This window comes from Pseudomonas sp. Pse79 (assembly GCF_024519615.1).
Lineage (GTDB): Bacteria > Pseudomonadota > Gammaproteobacteria > Pseudomonadales > Pseudomonadaceae > Aquipseudomonas > Aquipseudomonas veronii.
Genome location: NZ_JALJRR010000014.1, coordinates 155,369 through 177,603 on the forward strand (window position 1 = coordinate 155,369; position 22,235 = coordinate 177,603).

The 22,235-nt window shown below is 56.5% G+C and carries 23 protein-coding genes; 8 read left to right on the forward strand and 15 right to left on the reverse strand.

The genetic code is table 11. From position 1 onward, the window contains the following. Positions 1 to 157: 157 nt before the first annotated feature. Both xerC and mobH read right to left on the reverse strand, forming a co-directional pair. A complete protein-coding gene (xerC, locus tag NR164_RS18950) occupies positions 158 to 1,486 on the reverse strand; it encodes a site-specific integrase (protein WP_256823117.1) in 1,329 nt (442 codons plus the stop codon). Beyond that, entirely contained in the window at positions 1,486 to 3,372 is a 1,887-nt protein-coding gene (mobH, locus tag NR164_RS18955) for a MobH family relaxase (protein WP_256823103.1), read from the reverse strand. The genes xerC and mobH overlap by 1 nt, the downstream gene beginning before the upstream one ends. A 406-nt stretch (positions 3,373 to 3,778) precedes the next feature. Between mobH and NR164_RS18960 the strand changes: the two genes are divergently transcribed. Then, entirely contained in the window at positions 3,779 to 4,126 is a 348-nt protein-coding gene (locus NR164_RS18960) for a DUF3742 family protein (protein ID WP_256823104.1), read from the forward strand. Between the two features lie 48 nt (positions 4,127 to 4,174). Here the strand turns inward: NR164_RS18960 and NR164_RS18965 are convergent, their stop codons facing one another. The 5 genes from NR164_RS18965 to NR164_RS18985 are packed head-to-tail and all read right to left on the reverse strand — an operon-like array spanning position 4,175 to position 8,846. Beyond that, positions 4,175 to 5,710 (reverse strand): conjugal transfer protein TraG N-terminal domain-containing protein, encoded by a 1,536-nt coding sequence (locus NR164_RS18965; RefSeq protein ID WP_256823106.1) that lies wholly within the window; start codon positions 5,708 to 5,710, stop codon positions 4,175 to 4,177. Next, entirely contained in the window at positions 5,707 to 6,087 is a 381-nt protein-coding gene (locus tag NR164_RS18970; protein WP_256823107.1) for a hypothetical protein, read from the reverse strand. Before NR164_RS18970 ends, NR164_RS18965 begins: the two co-directional genes overlap by 4 nt. Before the next feature lie 10 nt (positions 6,088 to 6,097). After that, complete coding sequence (locus tag NR164_RS18975; RefSeq protein ID WP_256823108.1) at positions 6,098 to 7,459, reverse strand: integrating conjugative element protein; 1,362 nt, start codon at positions 7,457 to 7,459, stop codon at positions 6,098 to 6,100. Positions 7,460 to 7,479: 20 nt separating this feature from the next. Next, a complete protein-coding gene (locus NR164_RS18980; protein ID WP_256823109.1) occupies positions 7,480 to 8,421 on the reverse strand; it encodes a TIGR03756 family integrating conjugative element protein in 942 nt (313 codons plus the stop codon). Continuing rightward, positions 8,418 to 8,846: a TIGR03757 family integrating conjugative element protein gene (locus NR164_RS18985; RefSeq protein ID WP_256823110.1), complete on the reverse strand. Its 429-nt coding sequence runs from the start codon at positions 8,844 to 8,846 to the stop codon at positions 8,418 to 8,420. Before NR164_RS18985 ends, NR164_RS18980 begins: the two co-directional genes overlap by 4 nt. A 402-nt stretch (positions 8,847 to 9,248) precedes the next feature. Here NR164_RS18985 and NR164_RS18990 point away from each other — a divergent pair, with 402 nt between their 5' ends. The 7 genes from NR164_RS18990 to NR164_RS30605 all read left to right on the forward strand — a co-directional run bounded on the left by NR164_RS18990 (position 9,249) and on the right by NR164_RS30605 (position 13,795). Further along, positions 9,249 to 10,145 (forward strand): SEL1-like repeat protein, encoded by an 897-nt coding sequence (locus tag NR164_RS18990; RefSeq protein WP_108524204.1) that lies wholly within the window; start codon positions 9,249 to 9,251, stop codon positions 10,143 to 10,145. Between the two features lie 459 nt (positions 10,146 to 10,604). Continuing rightward, positions 10,605 to 10,970, forward strand: coding sequence for a hypothetical protein (locus NR164_RS18995; RefSeq protein WP_108524203.1), 366 nt, complete (start codon positions 10,605 to 10,607; stop codon positions 10,968 to 10,970). A 105-nt stretch (positions 10,971 to 11,075) separates the two neighbouring features. After that, a complete protein-coding gene (locus NR164_RS19000; RefSeq protein ID WP_256823111.1) occupies positions 11,076 to 11,351 on the forward strand; it encodes a hypothetical protein in 276 nt (91 codons plus the stop codon). A 193-nt stretch (positions 11,352 to 11,544) separates the two neighbouring features. Then, positions 11,545 to 12,021, forward strand: a complete 477-nt coding sequence (locus NR164_RS19005) for an N-acetyltransferase (protein ID WP_256823112.1) — start codon at positions 11,545 to 11,547, stop codon at positions 12,019 to 12,021. A 27-nt stretch (positions 12,022 to 12,048) separates the two neighbouring features. Next, on the forward strand, positions 12,049 to 12,699 hold the full coding sequence (locus tag NR164_RS19010; protein ID WP_256823113.1) for an AbiV family abortive infection protein: 651 nt from the start codon (positions 12,049 to 12,051) through the stop codon (positions 12,697 to 12,699). Between the two features lie 177 nt (positions 12,700 to 12,876). Next, a complete protein-coding gene (locus tag NR164_RS19015; RefSeq protein ID WP_057005872.1) occupies positions 12,877 to 13,392 on the forward strand; it encodes a helix-turn-helix domain-containing protein in 516 nt (171 codons plus the stop codon). Positions 13,393 to 13,582: 190 nt separating this feature from the next. Continuing rightward, positions 13,583 to 13,795, forward strand: coding sequence for a hypothetical protein (locus tag NR164_RS30605; RefSeq protein WP_371918410.1), 213 nt, complete (start codon positions 13,583 to 13,585; stop codon positions 13,793 to 13,795). Between the two features lie 160 nt (positions 13,796 to 13,955). Here the strand turns inward: NR164_RS30605 and NR164_RS19020 are convergent, their stop codons facing one another. From NR164_RS19020 to NR164_RS19055, 8 genes are all read right to left on the reverse strand, one after another. Further along, positions 13,956 to 14,141, reverse strand: coding sequence for a DUF3606 domain-containing protein (locus NR164_RS19020; RefSeq protein ID WP_057005873.1), 186 nt, complete (start codon positions 14,139 to 14,141; stop codon positions 13,956 to 13,958). 833 nt (positions 14,142 to 14,974) lie between these two features. Continuing rightward, the gene (locus tag NR164_RS19025; protein WP_102617663.1) at positions 14,975 to 16,324 is read right to left on the reverse strand and encodes an ATP-binding protein; all 1,350 of its coding nucleotides are present in this window, start codon (positions 16,322 to 16,324) and stop codon (positions 14,975 to 14,977) included. Next, complete coding sequence (locus NR164_RS19030) at positions 16,300 to 16,965, reverse strand: response regulator transcription factor (protein WP_057005899.1); 666 nt, start codon at positions 16,963 to 16,965, stop codon at positions 16,300 to 16,302. The genes NR164_RS19025 and NR164_RS19030 overlap by 25 nt, the downstream gene beginning before the upstream one ends. A 64-nt stretch (positions 16,966 to 17,029) precedes the next feature. Next, complete coding sequence (locus NR164_RS19035) at positions 17,030 to 17,458, reverse strand: hypothetical protein (protein WP_057005875.1); 429 nt, start codon at positions 17,456 to 17,458, stop codon at positions 17,030 to 17,032. A gap of 16 nt (positions 17,459 to 17,474) precedes the next feature. Beyond that, positions 17,475 to 18,239: a hypothetical protein gene (locus tag NR164_RS19040; protein ID WP_256823114.1), complete on the reverse strand. Its 765-nt coding sequence runs from the start codon at positions 18,237 to 18,239 to the stop codon at positions 17,475 to 17,477. An 87-nt stretch (positions 18,240 to 18,326) separates the two neighbouring features. Beyond that, positions 18,327 to 19,355: an ABC transporter ATP-binding protein gene (locus NR164_RS19045; RefSeq protein ID WP_169881891.1), complete on the reverse strand. Its 1,029-nt coding sequence runs from the start codon at positions 19,353 to 19,355 to the stop codon at positions 18,327 to 18,329. After that, a complete protein-coding gene (locus NR164_RS19050; RefSeq protein WP_306218202.1) occupies positions 19,352 to 20,914 on the reverse strand; it encodes an iron ABC transporter permease in 1,563 nt (520 codons plus the stop codon). The genes NR164_RS19045 and NR164_RS19050 overlap by 4 nt, the downstream gene beginning before the upstream one ends. 27 nt (positions 20,915 to 20,941) lie before the next feature. Beyond that, complete coding sequence (locus NR164_RS19055) at positions 20,942 to 21,955, reverse strand: iron ABC transporter substrate-binding protein (protein ID WP_256823115.1); 1,014 nt, start codon at positions 21,953 to 21,955, stop codon at positions 20,942 to 20,944. Positions 21,956 to 22,235: the final 280 nt, after the last annotated feature.

A 22,235-nucleotide genomic window follows, 5' to 3' on the forward strand; every position in this document is an offset into this window, starting at 1 on the left:
AGGCGCCTTTGGGCGCCTTTTTTCGTGTGTGGATCAGATAGATGCCTCTAACACACAATCCCAGGACCGATTTCTCAGAAAATTATTTTGCAGGCACGCGAAAGCCTCTGGTTAGCCAGAGCTTGCCATAACGGTGTGCTTTGACTCTGGTCTGGTGCTACGGAGATGCTCGGGAGAACGATGTGATTCCCATCGATCGCTCAGTTGAGGTGCTTTTCCTGAATCTGCCGACGCCTAGTCCGCTAGCCATTAGCGTTAACACTAGATTCTGATCTATTTGATCTGTCTGTCCATCCGTGGCTGATGTCACAGAGCCGCGATGTAGTTGCGCAGATGCAAACTCGAGAGCTTTCTGCAGTATGCTAGGACCTGTTGATCTGCTAGGCCTATAACTATTGACCTCTGCGATAGGCCGTTGTTGTGGGGGCTGCAACTTCTTAGGTTTCGGATGGGCGCTTTCTGGCGATGGCAGTCTAGTTTGAGCGGGTGGGAGCGTAGTGGTTGAAGTCGGAGTTGTGCCGCTTGGGTCAACTCGTCTAACACGGCTTAAAGCACCCTGAGCCAGGCTTCTCTCGTGCAGAACCGCACGCATGTGGCCATAGTCGACTTCGATGTAATTCATCGTCGTTGCAATATTTGAGTGGTTCAGCAGACTCTTCGTGAGATGGATATTTCTCTCTGGTTGTTTCATCAAGTCTGTTGCGAGGGTGTGCCTAAAGCGGTGAGGAGTCATCCGCACCCGCACTTTATCGGTGAGCTTGCGGTACATCGACTCGACCTGGTCGATGTTCATTTCCTTGCCCTGATAGTGCCGGGAGAATCGGTTGACGTTAAATAGCTGATCGTCAGGTGAAAAACCTATCTTCTCTGCTTCTCCTAGTATTCTGCAAAGGTGCGGCGCGAGCCCCTCCATAATGGGGAGAAAAAACTCTCGGTGGGTTTTTTCTGTTTCTCCGCGCACTAGGATCATTTGACTGTCCCAGTCAATATCCTTGTAGCGTAGGCATAGCAAGGCATTCAAACGAATACCGGTGTAATAAAACATCTCGAAAACTGCGAGCCAGAACCAGGCAGGTGTTATTGGACTACGCTCTTGAGTGCAACGCTCTTGCCCAACAAGAGATGTGAGCCAGTTACGTGCTCGTTGTATGGCTTCTCCATTGATTGTCTTGCTGGCTCGCTTGGGTGGAATTACACTGGTTTTTCTGAATGGATTGATCGTGGTGTGGGTCGTCAGGCCGTGCTCTATGGCATAGCCCCAAACAGTACGAAGATGATTCGAGTAGGTGTTCCAGCTTCGTTTGGATAATCCATTCTCAAGAATCTTCTTTCTCCATGTTAGTACTGCACGATGATCAATCTCCTCAATCGGGGTTGTTCGAAAATGTTTGATTAGTGCTTTGGTCGATGCACGATAGATCTTCGCACTAGCATCGCGAAGATCGTGGGCAAATATATACTCCTCTGTTAACTTCAAAGGCGTGATCATTCCGGTGATTCCAATAATTCCGATTTCAGAGACAGGCTGACGTTGTCAAAGGGAGCCTCAGAGAAAATCGTGAGCGGGTCTATAAGTAAGTACCCCTTGAGCTGCTTAGTTTTTCGAGGTCCAACAACGTCGCATGTCCAAATATTAAGGTGTTTCGCAGTTTTTTTATGAAGCTTCAGCTTCTCGAAACTCCGCTGAACCATCTGCCAAGCATTCACCTGCTGTGCTTTAGCCTGCTGTTCAATGTGAGGAAACTCCAGAACATAGCGTTTGAATATTCCAGGCGTTACCAACATCGCGGTCCCCGCCACCGTATGAACTTGTGCTTTAGCGTCATTTATGATGATGCTGCGGGATGCGATGCCATTTTTGAGCCATTCAACAAATTCCCTACCAAACTCAGTGTTATTCCTAGGCATCGGAGCTACTTCTTTAGCAATTGCGAGAGTCGCATCCCCTTCATTCGAGCTGAGTGAAGCCTGAGTATCATCCAATTGAAGGAGGGGGGTGAGTGCCGCTGATGCTTGGTTGTTTTTGTTATTTTCTAGTGGCTCATTGATATTACCAAGGAGGGCCAGTAGCTCGTCAAATTCAGCCGGGTTGCTCGAAGGAGGTTGCGCGACTTCTAAAGGGGGTGCTTCTGGCGGTGCCAAAGCGGTTGGGATCGCGCTAGATTCAACGTCTGAAGGCAATACTCCCGCTGGTGTTGTCATGTTATTTTTCGCCGGAGAGTTTTCTACCGGATCGCCCGCTTCAACTTCTAAAGTGCCTGTATAGGCTGGGGGCCGGTCGTTTGGGTCATTCCAAATCAGCGCAGGGGAGAGCTTGAGCAGGGTGAAGGTGTTTCGCCAACCGCGGCCGTTGTCGATCGTAGCCCTCCAAACTGCCTTGTCCTGGGCATTGGTCTGGATAACCCCCTGATCCTGCAGCATGTTGAAGAACGGCGCATTGGAGCTGGGGACACCCTCGACGCCTTGGGTTAGCAAATAGGCGCGTAGTTGATCGGCGATAGGCTTGCTGACCAGCCACAAGGCATCTTGCATCAGCCAACCATCTGCAGGTCCATCAGGCTGATTCAGCTTGAATGTGTCACGTACCAGATAACGCAAACCGTCCGCCAATTGCCGCTGCAAGGACTGTTTTGGCGCGGACAGTGCACGGGCAGGATTGCCGCCGAGCTCCTGGGCTACGGACGCCTGGTCGGCCTTGACTACGATCTCGCCCAGAATGCCGGCGTGTTCGTACTGCCCGGCCAAGATGAAGATCAATTGCGACCACACTTCACGGAAGTCACTGAGCCAGTCCAAAATCTCCGGGGTGAGGATCTGGGCGTAAATCAGTGCGGCAGCGGCGCCATGTAGCTGGTAGTTGCGTCCTTTCACGTAGCGAAAGCGGTAAGGACGGTTAATCGGGCCATGCCACGGGTGCCAGGTTTTACCTCCCTCCAGTTCGATATGCACGTCGACGGCAATCTTGCCGAGGTCGTGTATCAGAGCCCCATAAGCTGCTGCGGCAGTCCATGCTTCGGCCTGAGCGGATTGAGATTCCGGTGGTGCGCCTATGGGGAGCAGGTAGGTCTGTCGAATCTTCAGGGCGTAGGCGACGATCTCAAGCCCGTGATCCAGCATGCCGCCAGGGTGTGCATGGTGGTGGTTCTGCGAAGCAGGGAGCTGCTGGACCAACTCCGCGTAGCGCTCAAGTGGAAGCCGATAGAGTTCTGCAAATTGTGAGCGGGATAACGATGCTCGCTGCCAGATATTCTCCAGCAGTTTTTGACGCCGTGGCGATGCCAGCAGTGTTTGGCTGGAGGCCGGCTGCAAGAAGCCGTTAGGAGAGGGGCCTTGGGCGGGTAGCGCTTTTTTGCGACGGAAAATAGAGAACATCGCTTGCTCCATAATTGACTTATGGGGCGGGCTTTTCGCCTATCCGAGGTGCGCTGAACAAGGTAAAAGTAACATTAGTGGTCGCAGGTATTTCTTTGGCTACTTACCACCTTTTGCCGTTGCGGTGATGAATGGTCTCCAGGAGTGACGTATTCGTGCCGTGCAGCCTTTTGCTTTTCCCCGCTGACGGCGGCCCTTTCGGGTAGGGCTTTTACCCTTGTGAACCATTCCATTCGCTCTTGCAGACCCTTTTTACCTTTTGGGCCATTTTCTGCGTTGAAAAGCTGGTCGTATGAGCGGGGAGCCGAGGCAGTTGTGCATCAGAAAGGCTTGCGGCAGAGAAAAATCAGGATTATAAATAATGTCAAAGCGCCTCTAGTTGTTGAGGCATTCGAGGATGAGCATCATGACCACACACGCCACTCAGGGAGTCGCAAGCCGCTTGGGCTATGCCTTGGGTGTTATCGTGCGCGCCGTTTGGTTCAGCCAGAACCGCACACTGCGTTGGGTCAAGCGTCTGGCCCTGATCGCAGTGGCCGTGTTTTTTTCAGCGGGTTTATTCCACTGGGTTGCAAGTTTGTTTATGGCAGTTCTAACCGCCGGGCTCGTTTTGGTTGTGTTGGTTAAAGGAGATTCTTCTTCCTTGAAGATGAGTCAAGATGAAATGTCTGGGCAGGATGACGGCTTTCGATATGGCCTGTATGGCTATGGTCAGTACTTGAATGGTGTTCGTACTGACGCAGAAGAGGAATGATCAAGGATCAAGACAATTTATAGTTTTCTTAATCATTCTGGATTCTTCTCAGTTTTTTGTTCCAGTCACACCAACAACCGCTTGCTTAGCCAGGCCTCCCCCCTGAGCCCCAGCTTTTTGAACTCCGTCAGTACCGGTTTGCAATCCGCCTAGAACTGAACCCGCTTTTATGCCCGCCCAACCGAGTGCTCCTACCCAAAATACTGGGAGGATGATGAACATCGCCCCCATCACGAAGTTCAAGATCGCGTCTTGAGTTGTGGCGTTTAACCCCATTACTGGATCAAATGATAAATGCGGTGAGCCCGAACCATACAAGGCATCCAAGATCGTGGTGTCGATCCACCTGGCCAGTTGAAACCAGAAGTCGACGAAAATCAGTGCAAAAAACACAACCGTTAATGTCATGGCAACCTGCAGTTGATAGGCGCCGACAATCAGTACCAGCGGTATGCAAATCACCATGGCCATCTTCAAGAATGCCATCACCATCGGTAATGCCTGACGAACCATGTCCATAGCTGGGAAATAGGCCATTGACCCTAATGCAACGCCTAGGGTCCCAGCAGCCCGGGCGGCGCCGTTCCAAACGGTTCCGTTGATTTGCCCGCCGTAGTCCGAATACACGTCTCCTTTCACTTGATTAGACGGTGAGACCAGTTGCCGAACAAGCGAGTCGGTTACGTCTTCTGGTGACAACCACTTGGCCCAGCCGAGCATCCTGGTTATCAGGTCTGGCGACACTTGAGCCTTGATACGATCTCGCAGCCCCACTCCGCTATCGGACCACCATTGCTTGCAGGTTGGGTATCCGCCGCCGCCGCTCACTTGCGGTAAGGCCACATCGCGTGTTGAGTTGTACGGCCAAGAGGCTCTTGGTGTCTTAGAGTAGTCGGTGTCGTAGTAACCCGAGGTGTTCAGCAAGTAGTGGGAGCCGATCCAACTTAGATCCTCCAAGAACTTTGGATCATCGGCTTTCGCGCCAAGATCAGGTTGACGCATGAAGAGTCGTGCGCGGGAGGGGCCATAGCAGTCATGGGTAAAGTCACCGATTTCCTGAGCCAGTAATGGGTTATTGATTTTGGTGTTGTCCACTTCCATCCGCATTTGCCGGAGATCGGTTCCGCAAGGTATGGCCGCGACAGCGCCGCTGGTCAATCCCTTTGATAACGCATGCATAAAGGCCCACCAAATGGGCATTTCCGCACTCTTGCCTGCCAGAGTACTGAATGTTGTGTTCCATCCAGTGTCCGCGGGTTTAGGTAAGTTGTACTGACACTGCTGAGATCTACTTTGATCAAATGCCAACGTGTCAAAACTAACATTGACTGCTGGTACAGCGAAGAATGCGACCACTACATAGCCAACGTAGATATTGGTTTCGATGCGGGCCAGTGAGAGGACGCCTTTGTTACCTTCATCAGCACCTTCTCCACGAACTTTGAGCCATTCCTTAATAACAATAATGCAGAAGGGCAGGGCAAATAGCCCTGTATCTGAAATCATCGCCCAAATACCATTGTTGATGATCCATCCGACCAGTGTCAGATAGTATTCCAAATAATCATTGGTATAGAGCGTCATTGGATGCCTCCAGCCTGTGACACCGCTTTGCTAACCTCAACCATCAGAACCAATATCACTACCATTACTTCGATCTTGAAAAAGCCTCTACGCTGCTTGGTACGTTCTGATTGTGGCAATCGATACTTGAGCTTGAGCCAGGCGTAGGCCATTGCCATATAAAGCATCAATCGCCAGCAGAGAAGCAGCCAGTAATTGTCGGTGCGCCAGGCTTGCCATTGCTCGGCGCTGTCGAACACGCGCATCAATACGCTGCTGAGGAGTACTGCGACGGCCGTATTGGCGAGCAACACGGCCAGAGCGATTAGGATGGCCCTGCCTGTTCGACGAACCACCGAGCGGTTGGAGGCATTGCTAGACCTTCGTGTATCGATCATGGCCTACTCCTCACTGTTTGTTCTTGGCGGGCGACTGCAACTGCTCCAATCGATCCGTTTCAGGTGCCCCCTGAAACACGCCCCGGGAATCTTCGGCCCGCGCTTTACCGCGCTCGATGATGGTCAGGGGCGAGTTCTTCGCGAGCTGCTGACGCATATCCAGCTCCATTTTCAGATTGCCAATCTCCTGCTGCAGCGAGGAGCTCTGCTGACTGACTGCCTGGACGGCAAGGTCATTAGCTGCGACGTTTGGTTCCCGACTACCTGCCATCAACGTGCGCTGCAGGGTCAGGGCTTTCTCCAGCACATCGGACAGCGCGACTTCGGAGGCAAGCCTGCGAGTAAGCACGTCCTGATCACGCTCGTCCTTGAGCGCCGCCACCACCCCTCGGGTAATGGGCAGGGAGTTACTGCTTGCCGCTTCCAGGTTGTCGACCGACAAGGTTTTGCTTCCGCTCAGCAGCTCCTGCAGAGCCTTCAGCTTGGTGTCGTATGTTTCCTGAATCAGCGGCGTGAGACCGACGCCTGCGGCCGTAACCGTTTTAGGGCAACTGTCACAGGTCTGCTGTTGCTGTTCCCCCAGCACGCGATTGGCGAAGGTCGTGGCCTCTTGTGGTGATGACCAAACATTGCAAACCATGCCATTGTTGCAGTTGTCCTTGCTGATCGAGGATGTGTCGCCGGCGGCACGCTTGTTCAGCAGGTTGTAGCCCGCCTTGGTGACGTCCCCTACGATCCGAATAGGCTTCTGACCGGAACCTCCAGCTCGATCCCCACCAACCCAAGTGACGCCATCGTTGCCACCTTTTTTTTCGACCTGCTCCACAGCCGATACTGCGTCCGTATTGGAAGTTAGTGCTTGGCTCATTGCCTGACCCTCAGCAAGCTTGCCCCAACCCATCTGGTTGCCCGCGATATCCGCCATCTTTTCGCCAATGGCGCGGCATGTACCTTTGGATCGGTCAAAGTCGAGTCGAGCCTGCAAAATGCCGTTGGTGATGAGGTTGTATAGGGCAGGGTTAGCACGTTGAAGAATCAATGCCGGCAGTGATGCTACGGCGCTGGTGGCGTTGCGTACCACCGAGCTCATGATGTTCTGGAAACCGGAGGTAGCTCCATTCAACTGGTTTTCTAGGGTGTTGCTCAGGCTCATATTTCCGCAGATCAGATTGTTGTTCCAACCGCCACCCACTGAAATGCTGTCCATGTTGCCTGCGCTACCCATAGTGACCGCGCTGCCGCCGCCGATGCTATACAGCACGTTGTCCCCAATGACGCTTCCGGAGGACGAGACGTTGATTGGCTCGGCAGAAAACGCTAACGCACTGCTGAAGCAGCATGTGAGTCCGATCGCTAAAGTGGTGAGTTTCATGTTGTGCTCCGATCGCTGTTTCATTGGAAGTCCGTGCTGCCGAGGAAGGTCTGCCCACGACGTTGGCAGCATGAATACGGGCGCCAGAGCGCCCACGCATAACCGCCGTCCTGTGCATCAATGTTGGGGCCGGTACTGGGAAAGGTTGCGCAAGTCGGGTTGAGGACTGGGGTAAGCTCTTGCCACTTGCCAGTGGAGGCGTCACCTTCGTGTAGCGGCCCTGCAGGCCAGTAGCCGGGGTAGGGAAGGGCGAGCATCGGCAAGTAGACATGTACCTGGCCTGGGCGGGTGACCACGTCGCCGGCACGCTGCGCAATGACTGCGCCGGTCTTGTAATCATCGGTCTGGTTGAGAAAACCGCTGCGTGGATAAACATTCCCCCAGCTACTCGCGGTGAGCAGGCTACCGACTTCGCGCATCCCTGGAATGAGTGCTTCGGGGTACACAGATTCGGGTACGCCATATCGCCAGGCAATGGGATCAAGAGTGCTAAGGAAGTAAGGCACAAGCGGTAATGTTGCTCCTTTGCAGACATAGCCCGAGGCGCTGGCGAACTGACTCAACGTCGCGCCACCAGGATGGCCAATGACATCGGCTTCCTTGAACTTGATGATGTTGTTTTCAGCGACGTGGTTGGTGGTGCCGTCGTTGCCTGCCTGAGCCATCGCGTTGGGTGTGCCAAGGGGTGACATCTCTATCCACGGATTTGCCCCCGTATTTGCGTATGCTGAAACCACGGCGTCTGGCACGTAGTGACGAACCTTGGTCGAGGTTTTGACTTTGCAGCCGAAAGGAGTGCAGAGCAGCCAATAGCAAATGCCGACCACTTTGTACTCCAGGCAGTCGGGCGACAGGGTCGAGGCAATGATCGCTGCGGAGTTGATTGCGGCCGATGCGCTGAAGGTCAAACTGAACGTGATGGCCAGCGAGAATGACCTGATCGGAAAACGTGAGTGCCTCATCGTGACAGGCTCCGTGCTCGATCAATCAGCGTGACGGTTTTAGTGACGTCCGGCTCGCCGTAAACGACGTAGCGACGGTCAACGACCACGGCCGGGAGCTTTTCGACACCCAGGCTCCAGGCGTCCGTGACCCCTTGCTGGGCTAGAGCGAGATCGTTTTGCAGGCGCCTACCTGCAGGGCTGGCTAGGTAGCGTTGAATCGTTGCTTCTGCCTGGCGCGGATCAGCGGGCAGCTCGCGTGACAGTTGTTCTTCAAGACGTTGCTGATCATCTAGAAGAATGATGCGAGTGCCAGAGGGCGCCAACACCGGATGGGCCTGATTGGTAATGACCCAGGTTTCTGCTTGAACAGCAGCGGGCAAGAGCACTAGCAGTGGCACCAGCCAGTGCCGCGGTTCGCTGAGGTGGGTAAGGATCTGGAGCATGGCACCGTACCTGAAGTGAATTCAAGTACAGGAAACCGGATCGTGACGATGGGGGCAGTAGGAAATAGGATTTAGGGGTAAGCGGTATTTCGGTCTTACAGTGTGTTGTGTACCTGGATGGGAGTTTCCTAGACCTTTTTTGAACCGCCGAAATCCGCACCGCCAATCACAGCTTCAAGCGCCGGAGTGTCAAAATTTTTTTTGAGCATGGGAGGTAGATTGGTGGCCAGGGGGGGAGGATTGTCAGAATTTGTTTTTTTACGCGGCCCCAGTCGCAGCTCTTAGGGCGCCAGTGTATGTGGGCCGCAGTGTCAGAATATTTTGTTTGGCACCAACCCTGATGATTGCCGACGCGATGGATGTGCCTGTGTTTATGATCGAGTAGTGACGGAGGAAGCAATCATGCGAATTGTGTTTTTATCATTGTGTTGCGTATTACTAACCGCCTGTTCAGCAGAGCCAGTACCGAGCGTCAACGTTCCCGCAGGCATCCCCCAGGATGATCCCCTCTTCGGCTTGCGTTGCTGGGTCTCTCCAAATGATGGCTCAGTGACGCGCGAGCAACTCGAATACATCCTGGCCCTCAGCGAGAGTGGAGACTCGATGTGCAAGATGCTGCTCGGCGACCTTTATGAAAACGGTCGTAGTGTCCCCCAAGACATTGCGAAGGCAAAGACCCTTTACCAGTCAGCGGCTGATGTCGATGAGCGGGCCTATGTCCTCCTCGGCAAGCTTGCCGAGAGTGGTCTCGACGGGCCCCCGGATTATCAGAAGGCCAGGCGGTTATACCTGCGTGCAGCCGCCGGTGGTAACAGCAACAGTGCTGAGGCCAGATTGGCCAAGCTGATGGAAGAAGGCAAGGGCGGTCAGCAGGATCTCGAGGGCGCCATGACGCTTTACTTGAAGGCAACCCGTGCCAGTTTTGGTGACGAATGGGACGGAATTCAGCGGCTTCTCGGCCGAGGAGTCAAACTAACCGCAGAACAAGAACAGCGCTACAACAAGATCTGGATTGGGACGACGGAGGGCAGGATTCAGAGCAAAATATCGCGTGTTCAGGAAAGTGTGTCAGGGGCCCTCAAGCCTGGGCCGGTGGGAAAGGAGGTCACAGTGAAACTGGAATATATTCTGGGTTCTCTCGTGCCCCGGCTGTCCATCGTGAACAGTTCAAACGATAACGCCGTCGACCAGGCCGTATTGCAGGGGTTCGAAGATTTTCGGTTTACCGATGGGCCGATATTGCCGCAGGGGCAGAAGACGTGGTCAGTGCAGGCCCTTATCTATGTGAGTTCGCGTTGATGGGCTGTCTTACAAGACCTATTGGGTTGCCGCCACAAATTCGAACTGACTCGCTTGGCTCAAAATCAGGTGTTCCCACGTGCTTCACTACCGTACTGATTTAACCCAGGAATGTCAGATGAACACGCGCACCAACATTGCTCCACCAGTTCAATCATAGCCCTCCTGGGCGAACTGGTGCGGCCTCGATCCAGCCGGGTAGTGGGTGTTCTACGAAAACGAGCTGACCACTACGGAGGAGGGACGGCTGCCTAATGACGGGCAATGGGGCATGCCGCGTGAGTGCGATGTGACGGTCTACGAATCCTGAGAGGCGCTGACGTTCTCACGCCTTGCCGCGACTGTGAATTGATAGGAAAAGTCGATCAGCTACTGCACCCCAAGCCCTGGCCAAAAACTAGGGCTGAGGACGTAAAGGGACACGGTTTTCGCGTCCGTAATGCAACGGAGTCATGACGCATGAACGAAAAGAACCACGGATTGATCATCGAGGGCTTTGTACAAGGCTCGTATAACCGAATGTTCGACAACAAAATTGAAGTTAGGCACCACCCGCTTACCGGTTGGGCACAGGCTACGGTGTCCGGTAGCGAGAGTAACTTCGCAGCCACCAAGGACAATGTGCTGCGCACTTTCGAAGGTGTGACACACACGCTGTACACGGCTGGAAATAATGATGATTTGCTCAACGAACTCAGCGAGTTCAAAGCTCGTGCTGAAGAGAGCGAGAGCATTGTAGATCTGGGCATTGCAATCGACGAAGCACGACCTGTCCTGGATCGTGCATTTGCGCGTCCCGTGCCTAGCGAACAAGAAAACGAATAGTTCCGGGAAAAGTCGCCCAGGTACACCCCAAGCCCTGCCGTCAAACGCGGGGCCGAGGACGTAGTAAAGGGGGCATTTCGCCTCTATCAAACGAGGGTATTTTTGATGAGCAAAATCGCAACACTTCCGCTGGACTGCGATGCGGCCAAACGCAAACTGGATTCACTCAATCTCGCACCAGTCGATTTACCGCTCCTGGTCAGCATGCTGGAAACAATAGATTCAGTGAATGACCAACGTCACCTGGATCTGGTAATGGCAGAGGCCGTCGGGCTTCTGAGAGGGCTAATACATGGGCTGGTATTGACTCCGCAGCAAGGCGCCGAAGTTGGGACGCTCTTCCACGCTGTAGCCACTAATGAACGTGCGCAGATGAACTGAACGGTTCCGTAGGAAAAGAGCATATGGATAAATTAATTGAGTTCTGGAAGAGCGTCGAGCAGATGCCCACAGGCGGAAAGATTTTTTGGTCGTGTGTAGTGTTCGTTTGCATTTTCTTTCTAGTGACTTTCTGCCATAGAAAGCGCCAGTCGCCAGGTACGGGTCAAGAGCCCGAATAGGTAGGAAAATCATTATGGCAATGACTGACCCCCTTCAAGCACTCGTGAGCCTTCAAGCAGAAATTCGTAAGGGGATGCCTACCCATCCCTCCGAGAAATACCCTTCAGTACGGGTCGTGTTCGATGAAAGAAACGGGCGCGTCAGGTACACCTATGCCCGGATCGAGCATGGTCGGGTGAAAGCACTGGCAATGTTCGTGAGCGTGGACCAGATCGACGGTATTGGGTGCTTTCAGGTTGGCTACGCCGTTCCAGAAGCGTATCGGAGTAGAGGCTGGGCAATTGAGATCCTTGAGCAAGGACTAGACGAACTCAGCAATGGTCTGGCACGGCACGGCGTAAAGAAGTTCTACATAGAGGCGGTAGTGGGTACGTCTAACCTTGCTTCTATAGGAGTTGCAAAGCGGGTCCTGTCTGTGGAGCCAGTCTCGACTACAGATAGCTTTTCTGGAGAACCCGCATTTGCGTTTACCGTACTTGTAGAGTGTTGAAGGAAAATCATGGATGACTGAATACCTATGAAGCAAACCAAACTGGAATCCTACAAAGGGCTTTTGGATTGCGCCCAGATCGCAGAAGGAATCAATGCGTCAAACGCCAATGCCCGCCGATTGGCGACTGATGCCCAGACCCTGTTGGACGCGGGAAGCTATGCTACCGCTGCATCCCTTGCTGCTGCCATCGAAGAATCTGGAAAAGCTTCCATCCTCAGAGCTATCGTCTTAACGGTAGATGACAAAGCATTGAAGTTGGAGTGGAGAAGGTACCGATCCCACACAAGCAAGAACTGTCACTGGATTTTCGCTGATCTAGTAGCAAAGGGTGCGAAGCACCTTAGTGATCTACGTCCAATCTACGATGATGCCTCCGATCATCCGAATGTATTGGATCAAGTAAAGCAGCTGGGCTTCTACACCGATTGCCTAGGTGCGGGAGCTCATTGGTCAGTCCCCGCCGATGTCATCGACGTAGAACTTGCCACTGCTCTGGTGAACTCCGCCAAACTTTTCAGTCAGCGGTCGCCAGTAACCGAGCGCGAAATCCAGCTATGGGTTGAGCACTTGAAACCGGTTTGGAACAAAGACTTCCAGGGAATGAAGCAAGCCTTGGTTAACTGCTACAGTGCCATGCAGGTCGAAGGCTTCCAAGATGAAGGCCACAACAATTAGATAGCAGCTGCGCTTGGCGATAACGTTTCTCCTGTAGCCATTTTTTTTGAGGTTCCAGGCAATGAATTCCGTCCTGTTTGTGATTGATAGAGCGCTTTCGGCTGATCCGTTGAAGCTAGCGTTGTGCTGTATCTTGCTTCTGAGTGCTGGTTTGCTGATGCATGCGTGGAGGTCGAAATGAGCGAAGTCGAAATGGGTCGTCCTGTGTCTGAATGGGCCAAAATGCCTGTCGATTGGATACGTGCAGGCGAGCTAGTCAACTTTGCGGATGAGTCCTATTCGGTAAAGTCGATGTGGTTGAAGGAGGATAAGTCCGCAAGAAACGCATGCATTTCCTCGCTCAAGCTTTACCTAGCGCTGTGCTGTCGAGCAGATTTCATAACTGGAAATGCGAAGGTGACTTATGAGGAGCTGATTCGGCTCACTGGCTTGTCTCGGCCAACTGTTGCGAAGGCGTTGACGCGACTAGAAGTAGAGGGGCTTATTCAGCGAAAAGCACAGGCCCTCAGGAAGGGGTCGAGCATCCTGATTTGCGGCTGGCTTGAAAGTAAAAGCTGGGCGAAGATCCCGAAACGCTGGCTCTACGATGGCTCGTCTGGAGCGAAAATTCTCATGCTTACTGAGTTCAACTTCAGCAGAGCGTCATTGTCGGCATTAAAGGTGTACTTAGCCTTACTTGCGTACAGGGACTAAAATCGAGGTTGCATCGCTATGCTGTCCTATGACCGGTTAGCGCTGATTACCGGTGTTAAGAGACACCACATCGCGGATGCCATTACTCCGAGATAGTGAATATAGGAGATATTCGGACCAGTCCCACCTGCAATTGATGCAGGATAAGGAGGCAGGTTTGAATCGATTTCGCAGGCACCACTTCCCTGTGATGCTTCGTTCTAGCTTGAGTCTGCGAATTTTTCCTTTGCTTGGTGAATCGCCATTCAGGTTGGTAGTGGACACCGACGAACGAACAGCCATCACCGATAGAGGGCTTATCCCTGCCCTGGTTTATGCATTGACCGTTATCCAAGATAGTAAAGGCCGTTTTGCACCTGGTGATTGGGTCAGATCAACGTTGGAGGTTTGCCGCTGTTACTGATAGGGTGATAACTCACACTGTGCTGAAACGCTGAGTTTCCTGCAGCGTTCAACCGTCTGTCGTCTTGGAAGCGCAGAGCTCTCACCGGGCTAGTGAGCGGCATTGCTAATGCACGAATGAAGCCGAAGCATTGACGTCTATTAAGCGAAGTCTTGAGTGGTCAGGCGTGCTGGGAGAGAGTGAAATGGCGCTTCACTGCCGTAAGTGAATTCCCCACCTGGCGGACGGCTGCTCGGATCTCATCTTTAGTGACCCCGAACTTCACGGCCCAAAAGCTGAGCTCGAAGCCGTCGTTTATGTTGATTATGAGCGCATCAGTGTTATCCGCGGACTTTTTCTTTTTCATCGGGCTCTCCTTGCCAGCATTCACAGGTTGTCTATCAGAGTAATTTATGCTGACGAATCCCGCTGATTTTTTTAGCGATTTTCTTCAGGGGGCCATGATCATTAGGCTCTAAAAGATCTGGCGATCAAGGAATGCGATCGAGCCGATGGATCCCTGTTGGGCAGTCATATACTTGACAGTGAACATTGATACCCAATGCCCTCGAGCCGATATTGATAATTCCCCGTTCGAAAGCGGCAGGTCTTCTTGGGGAGGATCATATCCTGCAGCCTAAATGGAGACTAAACGAATCGCCCATGGTTTTATGGGAGTTTTCCTACAGACACATAACTAGGTAACTGGATATTCTCGACTGAATAGATAAGCATAAACGGAACGGACCTAATGGGCGGGCAATGGGTTGCGATTACTAGTATGTTGGCGGTTGCTTGGATCGTATTCATCGCGCTGATCATCGAGAGGTATCTCAGTTGACTCCCAATAGCGTCCTCGAGCTACCGCAATTTTTAAATATGCTTGTGAGCCAAAGTCGGAGAAACGCACCAAAGCGCCCTTCACGTCGTAAACGCCTACGTAACTCTCTTCCAATACGCCGCTTATGTTCAAAAGGCCCATACACCTGAACCAGGTGTGGGGGGCCTTTTTTAAGGTTTGTCGGTAATCAAGCCCCCACACTGGCATGCCAGTACAGGGGCTTGGGTGAGGAGCGCGTCGTCCGTGGCGTCAGAGGGTTTCATTGTCGGGCGTCTATAGGGCTGATAAGGCCAATCTAGGGCGGATGTTGGCAAAAAAGGTCAAAAAAGGTGGTGATTGTCTTTGTTCGGCGCAGGTGCTTACAGCGCTTGCAGCCAAACCGTCACGCACAGGCCACGCTGCGCTTGGGTATCACTGAACGACAACTGCACCCGTGCGCCGCTGCGCTCGGCAATCGCCTTGACGATCGACAGACCCAGCCCGGAGCCGGCCTCGTCGGTGCCCAGGCTGCGGTAGAATGGGTCGAACACCCGCGCCTGTTCCTCTGTGGCAATGCCGGGGCCGGAGTCCTTGATGTGCAGCAGTACTCCGCCTGGGGTCTGGGTCACCGAGAGGTCTATGCGCCCGCCCTCCGGGGTATAGCGAATGGCGTTGTCCACCAGGTTTTTCACCAGGGTGAACAGGTCCATCGCGTTGAAGGTCACGTGCACGTCCTGAGCGCCGTCCACGCCTATATCGAGTTGCTTGCGTTCGGCCAGCGGCAACAGGTCTTCAAGGACCTGGCGATACACAGCATGCACCGATAGGCGGGTGTGTTCTCGTTCCGAGGTTGACTGTGCTGCCGCCAGACACAGCAGTTGGTCAATCAGCTGGCGCCCACGCGCGATGCCCCGGAACAGCGGCACAAAACGTTCGCGGCTCATGGGCGACATATCGGTGGCGGCCAGCCGGTCTGCCTGCAACGCCAAGGCCGTCATGGGTGAGCGCAACTCGTGGGCGGCATCGGCGACAAACCGCCGCTGGATGTCCATGGACTGTGCGACGCGCGCCAGCAGGCGATTGATCGCCACCACAAACGGGCGCACTTCGGTGGGCAGGTGCTGTTCCTCGATGGGATGCAATTCTTGCTCGGCGCGTTGGTCGATCTCGGCCGCCAGCACACCAATCGGGCGAAACAGCTTGCGCACCAGGTCGCCGACTACCAGTAACAGCACGGGGAAAAGAATCAGGAACGGCAACAAACTGCGCCAGGCGGCTTCACGGGCGTCCTTGTCGCGGGCGTCGGACTCCTGGGTCACGGCGATGCGCTCGCCACCGGTGGTGGTGTGCACCAGCACGCGAAAGGCTTCACCGGCCACCTGAACCGTGGACAAGCCATCCGCCAGGTTGACGGGAAAGGGCATCGGCAGAGCTTCATCGGTGGTTCCTGTGGCGTGCGGGCTGTCGCTCAGGCGCTGGATGATCACCCGGGTTTCTTCGTCGTCGCCGGCCAGCGCCGGGCCTTCTGGGTATTGCAGGGTCATCTGCTGGCGGTCGAACAGCATCGCCACCTGGCGCAAGGTGGCGTCCTGTTGTTCGTGAGTTTCTTCAAACGCCGAGACAAACGCAAACACGCTGGCCGCCAACGCCACCAGCAGGATCGCCAGGCACAGGGTCACCGACAGTCGCAGTTGCACCGACTCACTCAAACGCTTTTTGAAACCATCCATCCCATGCCCCTGACATTCTTGATCACGTGGGTGCCCAACTTGCGCCGCAAGGCGTGAATCAGGAACTCGATGGCGTTGCTCTCCACTTCATTACCCCAGCCATACAGGCGGTCTTCCAACTCACTGCGCGAAAGGATCGCCCCCGGGCGGATAAGCAACGCTTGCAGCAGGGCAAATTCGCGGCTGGACAACGCCACCTCGCGCTGTTCGTCGGTGTTCGCGTGTTTGCTCAGCAGGTCCAAGGTCACCACGCCATTGCCCAGCACCGACTGGGCGGCGCCACCCTTGCGGCGTAGCACGGCGCGAATGCGTGCCAGCAGTTCGGCGATGTCGAAGGGTTTGAGCAGGTAATCGTCGGCGCCACTGTCCAGGCCGCGCAGGCGGTCGTCGAGGTTGTCGCGGGCGGTGATGATCAGCAGGGGCACGGGGTTGTTGCGCGCGCGGATGCAGTCCAGCACGTCGAGGCCGTCCTTGCCGGGCAGGCCCAGATCAAGCAGCACCAGATCGTAGACGTGGGTGTCGAGGGCGGCCAGGCCCGTGAGGCCGTTTTTAACCCAGTCGGCGGCATAGCTCGCATCGCTGAGCGCGCTCTGGATGGCGTCGCCAATCATGGGGTCGTCTTCGACCAGTAGAATCCGCATCTTGCTCTCCAGCACCAACGCAAACGCGGCGAGGAAGTCGCCGCGTGTGTAGTGAAGCATGTTGTCAGCCTTTCATCGAATCGAAGCCCTTGAGCAGGTCGTCCATTGCGGCCTGGCAGTCGGCCTGGTTCGGGCTGGTATCACGCAATGCCGAGAGCGCGTGGTCGATGGCTTTATCTAGCACGTGCCAGTCACTGGCTGCACGCGGTTTGATCCCGGCTTCGGCGCTGTCCCAGCTGCTTTCCAGGTCCTTTATGCGGGCTTTGGCGCCGGCCAGGTCGTGCTTGGAGACCAGGGCCGACACGTCTGCGGCAATGTTGCGGAACTCTGACAGGTCCCCTAGTTTCGAGGATTGGCGCTGGCTGCTGCTTGAGCCGGCACTGGTTGCGTCCTTAGGTTTATCGGCAGGTTTCGAACAGCCAGTGACGATGCTCAGCAGGCCGATGGCGGAAAGAATCGCGACGTGGCGAATCATGTCTCTGAGGTTAAGCATAGAGATGTCCTTGGGTTCAATGAGTAAGGGGTTTGCGGTTGCCGATGCTGAATTGAGCCACGGCCACCAGCAGAACGATGACGAACAGGAACAGCGCGCTGGTCCAGCTGGCGCCCATGCCCAGGCCACCATAAGTCTTGGCCTGGGTGAGCAGGTCGCCCAGCGAAGCACCGAAGGGGCGGGTGAGGATGTAGGCGACCCAGAAGGTCAGCACGCTGTTGACGCCCAGGCGCCAGGCCAGCAGGGCAACGCCGATCAGGCCGGCGAAAATCACCGCGCCGAGGGTGAAACCCAGGCCCAGTGCCTCGGTGGCCAGGTCGCCGGCGGCAGTGCCCAGGGCGAAGGTGCAGAGCACCGTGGTCCAGTAGAACCATTCGCGCCGTGGGGTGACGATGTCGCGGATGGACAGGCTGCGCTCGGTGCGGTACCAGAGCATGAAATTGAGCGCGAGCAGCACTGAGAAAATCGCCGTGCTGGCATACAGGCTGACGTCGAGTTTATCGGTGAGGATATCGGTGATCTGTGTGCCGACGATGCTCACCAGCACCACGGTCAGCCAGTAGATCCACGGTGTGTAGGCCTTGGTGCGCAGCTGCCCGAACAGCGCGAGCCCCAGCAGCGCGGCCATGCCGAGGCTGGTGGGGCCGGCGCCGAAGCCGGCATCCACGGCGAGGTAATCCGCGCCGGTTTCGCCCACGGTGGTGGACAGTATCTTGATCACCCAGAATGACAGCGTCACCTCGGGTACTTTGTTCAGCCAACGGGCTGCTGTGGCATTCATCGGGATTACCTCTCCTTGACCGCGCGGTGGTTGGCGCAAGGGAGAAGGTACGGCACGAGACTTAGCTGAGACTGAGGGCCGGGTTTTTTATCCAAACAGCACGTGGGCGGTGCCCGTGGTCGACAGGTGCACCGCGCTGCCGGCCGGTGGCGCCAGCAGGCCGGCGCTGCGCACCAGGATCGTATGGCTCGGGTCAGCGTGCAACGCCACGGTCAGCGTGCAGGTGTTGCCGCCGAACTCGCGCTCGGTCACCACGCCAGGGCAACCGGTGGCACTGAGGTGCACCTGCTCGGGGCGTAGCATGATCCGCGCCGAGTCGTGGCTCAGCGGGCTGTTGGTCTGGATCCGCCCCAGGTCGCAGTCGGCCCAGCCGGCCTGGATACGCGCGGGCAGCACCACTGCATCCCCGAGAAACAGCGCGGTCTGCTCATCGGCCGGGTACTGGTACATCTCCATCGGGTGGCCCGACTGCACCAGGCGGCCCTGGCGCATCACCGCCAATTGGTCGGCAAATGACAGTGCTTCCGCCTGATCATGGGTCACCAGAATGGTGGTGATGCCGGCATCGCTCAGCAGTCGCGCGACCATCTTACGCATGGCCGAGCGCAAGCCGGTGTCCAGCGCCGAAAACGGCTCGTCCAGCAGCATCAGGCGTGGTTGTTGCGCCAGGGCGCGGGCCAGCGCCACCCGTTGCTGTTGGCCGCCGGACAGTTCATGGGGCCAGCGCCGCGCCATATTGGCGTCGAGGGCCACGCTGTCCATCAGCTCGGCGATACGGCTGTGGTACGCCTCGCCCTTGGTCGCCAGGCCAAAGCCGATGTTGTCGGCCACCGTCATGTGCGGGAACAGTGCGCCATCCTGTGGCACATAGCCGATCTGGCGCTGATGGGCCGGCACGGCGTGGGTGGCGTCCACCAGGACCTGGCCGTTGAGTGTGAGGCTGCCGCTGTCGGGGAATTCAAACCCGGCGATCATGCGTAACAAGGTGGTCTTGCCGGAGCCGGAGGGCCCGACGATCACCGTGCGCCCGCCGGTGGGCACCGACAGGCTGACGTCGGCCAAGGCGCGCTGGCTGCCGAAGGATTTGCAGAGGGCGTGGAGTTCAAGGGTGTTCATCGGCCTGCCGTGCGTTTGGATTGGTGGTAGAGGAGGCCGGTCAACGGCAGTGACAACAGGATCATGATCAGCGCGTAAGGCGCGGCGGCGGCGTAGTCGATCTCGCTGGTCATCGCCCAGAAGCCGGTGGCCAGGGTGCGCGTGCCATTGGGCGCGAGCAGCAAGGTGGCAGTCAGCTCGTTGGCGATGGCCAGGAACACCAGCGCCGCCCCGGCAGCCGCGGCGGGTGCGGCCAGGCGCAGGGTGATCAGCCACAGGGCGCGGCCCGGCGAGCGGCCGAGGCTACGGGCCATGTTTTCCAGCTCCACCGGCGCCTGGGCGATGCCTGCGCGCAGGCTCACCAGGGCCCGTGGCAGGAACATCAACAGGTAGGCCAGCAGCACGGTGATAGTGGTTTGGTAGATCGGCCGGGCGAAGTGGATGGTCACCGTGACCAAGGCCAGCGCCACCACGATGCCCGGCAACGAACTGGTGATGTAGTTGCAGCCCTCCAGAATGCGCTGCAAGCGCCCCGGCGCACGGATCGACAGCCAGGCGATTGGCACCGCCGCGCAGGTGGTCAGCACAGCGCCGGCCACTCCCAGCAATACGGTTTGCTCCAGCGCCGGCAGCAATTCGTCGAAGCGCCAGACCTCGCGGCCGCCGGAGATCAACCATTGGCCCAGGGTCACCAGCGGAACGCCCAGGGCCAGCGCGCAGGTGAGGCTTTGCAGGCCCAGGGCGAGCAGGGTGGTGCGCGGGCTCAGGCGTACGATGCGCTGCTCGCGGGCGCTGCTGGAGCCGACCCGCGCATAGCGGGCATGGCCGCGTGCGGCGGACTCGGCGGTGAGCATCGCCAGGCAACACAGGGCCAGCACCGCCGCGAGCATATTGGCCGCCGGGCCGTTGAAGGTGGATTTGAACTGATCGAAGATCGCTGTGGTGAAGGTGTCAAAGCGGATCATCGCGTACAGGCCGTACTCGGCCAGCAGATGCAGGCCCACAAGCAGCGCACCGCCGCAGATCGCCAGGCGCAACTGCGGCAACACCACGCGCCAGAACACCGCCCACGGCTTGAGGCCCAGGGACTCGGCTACATCTTCAATCGCAGGGTCGAGCCGGCGCAGGGTCGCCGCCACCGGCAAGTACAAAAACGGGAAATAGGCAATCACCGACACCAGCACGCCGGCCGGCAAGCCGTGTATCGAAGGCACCAGGCTCACCCACGCGTAACTGTGCACAAACGCCGGCACCGCCAGCGGCGCGACGGCCAACAGCGACCACAGCCGCCGCCCCGGCAGGTCGGTGCGCTCGGTCAGCCACGCCAGCGCAATACCCAGCAGCATGCACAGGGGCAGGGTGATCACCACCAGCAGCACGGTGTTGACCAACAGTTCACCCGCACGCGGGCGCCACACCAACGCTTCGATCTGCGCCCAGCCGATTTGCCAGGACACGCCGATCACAAACGCAATCGGCAGCAGTGCCAACAGCGACACCAGCACCGATAAACTCGTGACCCACCTGCCCCCACGGCCTTTGAACAGGCCGTGAACGCGGCGTTGCGCGGGCGCCGTCAGCGCCTGGGCCGCAGCCTCAGGCAACAATCAGAGCAGCCCGGCCTGGGTCATCAACTCCACCGCTTTTTTGCTGTTGAGCTTGGAGGCGTCGACGTTCGGCGCGTCCAGCTGTGCCAGCGGGGTCAGCTTGGGGTTGGATTGCGCGCTCTGGCCCACGGCGTATTCGAACGAATTGCCGTCCTTGAGGATGGCCTGGCCGCCTTTGCCGGTGATCCATTTCAAGAACGCCTGGGCTTCTTCTTTATGTTTGCTGGAAGCCAGTACCCCGGCGCCGGAGATGCTCACAAACGCGCCAGGGTCCTGGTGCTTGAAGTAGTGGAGTTGGGTGTTCTTGCTGTTTTCTCCGGTCTTGGACTGGTCGACGAAGCTGTAGTAGTGGTAGATCACGCCGCTGTCGACCTGGCCAGCGTTGACGGCCTTTAGCACGGCGCTGTTGCCACGGTAGATGGTCGCATTGGCTTTCATCGCCTTGAGCCAGTCGAGGGTGGCGGCTTCGCCCTTGAGTTCCAGCACGGCGGCGACGATGGCCTGGAAGTCGGCACCGGCTGGCGAGGCGGCCCAGCGGCCTTTCCAGTTGGCCGAAGCCAGGTCCATCAGGGATTTGGGCAAGTCGGCTTCTTTGAGCTTGCTGGGGTTGTACACAAACACCGTGGAGCGCGCGGCAATACCCAGCCACTTGCCATGGGCCGGGCGGTACGCGGCGTCCACCTGTTGCAGGGTGGCCGGCGCGACCGGCGCGAACAGCCCGGCATTGTCTACCAGCACCATGGCCGGGGAGTTTTCGGTGAGGAACACATCGGCCGGGGAGGCGGCGCCTTCCTGCACGATCTGGTTGCCCATCTCGGTGTCGTCGCCGTTACGGATGGTGACCGGAATCCCGGTTTCCTGGGTGAAGCCCTCAACCCAAGCCTTGGTCAGACTTTCGTGCTGGGCGTTGTACACCACGATGCCGGCCGTGTCGGCGGCATACACCTGCCCGGCGCCGAACAATGCGGTGGCGATAAGGGCTTTAGTGAGGAAAGATGGTAGACGGGAAGCCATACGTTGAATGCTCCGTTTTTTTATGGATACACGGGAAGCCCGTGGGTTGTCGATTGAGACTGGATCAATAGGAATCATTTGCATGTTGAAGCGCGGCGAATGTAGAGCCGTGAATGAGAAAAAAATGTCAAATAAACGGTTAACAAATGTAATTAGCCTTATCAGGCGACGCTGTTAGAACTATGGGAGTGGACTTGCCCCTACCAAACCGGACACCAACTCCCCGTTAAATTGATGCTGCCGCCAAGCGCCTGAACTCCCTCGGCGAGCGATAGTTCAA

Bases quoted from the DNA above. Each gene is read 5' to 3' on its own strand.
- NR164_RS18985 (WP_256823110.1), bottom strand. From the start codon at position 8,846: ATGCTCCAGATCCTTACCCACCTCAGCGAACCGCGGCACTGGCTGGTG.
- NR164_RS19040 (WP_256823114.1), bottom strand. From the start codon at position 18,239: ATGAATGCCACAGCAGCCCGTTGGCTGAACAAAGTACCCGAGGTGACG.
- NR164_RS19055 (WP_256823115.1), bottom strand. From the start codon at position 21,955: ATGGCTTCCCGTCTACCATCTTTCCTCACTAAAGCCCTTATCGCCACC.
- NR164_RS19020 (WP_057005873.1), bottom strand. From the start codon at position 14,141: ATGAAAAAGAAAAAGTCCGCGGATAACACTGATGCGCTCATAATCAAC.
- NR164_RS18965 (WP_256823106.1), bottom strand. From the start codon at position 5,710: ATGACGCTCTATACCAATGATTATTTGGAATACTATCTGACACTGGTC.
- NR164_RS18970 (WP_256823107.1), bottom strand. From the start codon at position 6,087: ATGATCGATACACGAAGGTCTAGCAATGCCTCCAACCGCTCGGTGGTT.
- NR164_RS18960 (WP_256823104.1), top strand. From the start codon at position 3,779: ATGACCACACACGCCACTCAGGGAGTCGCAAGCCGCTTGGGCTATGCC.
- NR164_RS19025 (WP_102617663.1), bottom strand. From the start codon at position 16,324: ATGGATGGTTTCAAAAAGCGTTTGAGTGAGTCGGTGCAACTGCGACTG.
- NR164_RS19000 (WP_256823111.1), top strand. From the start codon at position 11,076: ATGAGCAAAATCGCAACACTTCCGCTGGACTGCGATGCGGCCAAACGC.
- NR164_RS19010 (WP_256823113.1), top strand. From the start codon at position 12,049: ATGAAGCAAACCAAACTGGAATCCTACAAAGGGCTTTTGGATTGCGCC.
- NR164_RS18975 (WP_256823108.1), bottom strand. From the start codon at position 7,459: ATGAAACTCACCACTTTAGCGATCGGACTCACATGCTGCTTCAGCAGT.
- NR164_RS19015 (WP_057005872.1), top strand. From the start codon at position 12,877: ATGAGCGAAGTCGAAATGGGTCGTCCTGTGTCTGAATGGGCCAAAATG.
- NR164_RS18990 (WP_108524204.1), top strand. From the start codon at position 9,249: ATGCGAATTGTGTTTTTATCATTGTGTTGCGTATTACTAACCGCCTGT.
- NR164_RS19030 (WP_057005899.1), bottom strand. From the start codon at position 16,965: ATGCGGATTCTACTGGTCGAAGACGACCCCATGATTGGCGACGCCATC.
- NR164_RS19005 (WP_256823112.1), top strand. From the start codon at position 11,545: ATGGCAATGACTGACCCCCTTCAAGCACTCGTGAGCCTTCAAGCAGAA.
- NR164_RS30605 (WP_371918410.1), top strand. From the start codon at position 13,583: ATGCTTCGTTCTAGCTTGAGTCTGCGAATTTTTCCTTTGCTTGGTGAA.
- NR164_RS18995 (WP_108524203.1), top strand. From the start codon at position 10,605: ATGAACGAAAAGAACCACGGATTGATCATCGAGGGCTTTGTACAAGGC.
- NR164_RS19035 (WP_057005875.1), bottom strand. From the start codon at position 17,458: ATGCTTAACCTCAGAGACATGATTCGCCACGTCGCGATTCTTTCCGCC.
- NR164_RS19045 (WP_169881891.1), bottom strand. From the start codon at position 19,355: ATGAACACCCTTGAACTCCACGCCCTCTGCAAATCCTTCGGCAGCCAG.
- NR164_RS18980 (WP_256823109.1), bottom strand. From the start codon at position 8,421: ATGAGGCACTCACGTTTTCCGATCAGGTCATTCTCGCTGGCCATCACG.
- mobH (WP_256823103.1), bottom strand. From the start codon at position 3,372: ATGTTCTCTATTTTCCGTCGCAAAAAAGCGCTACCCGCCCAAGGCCCC.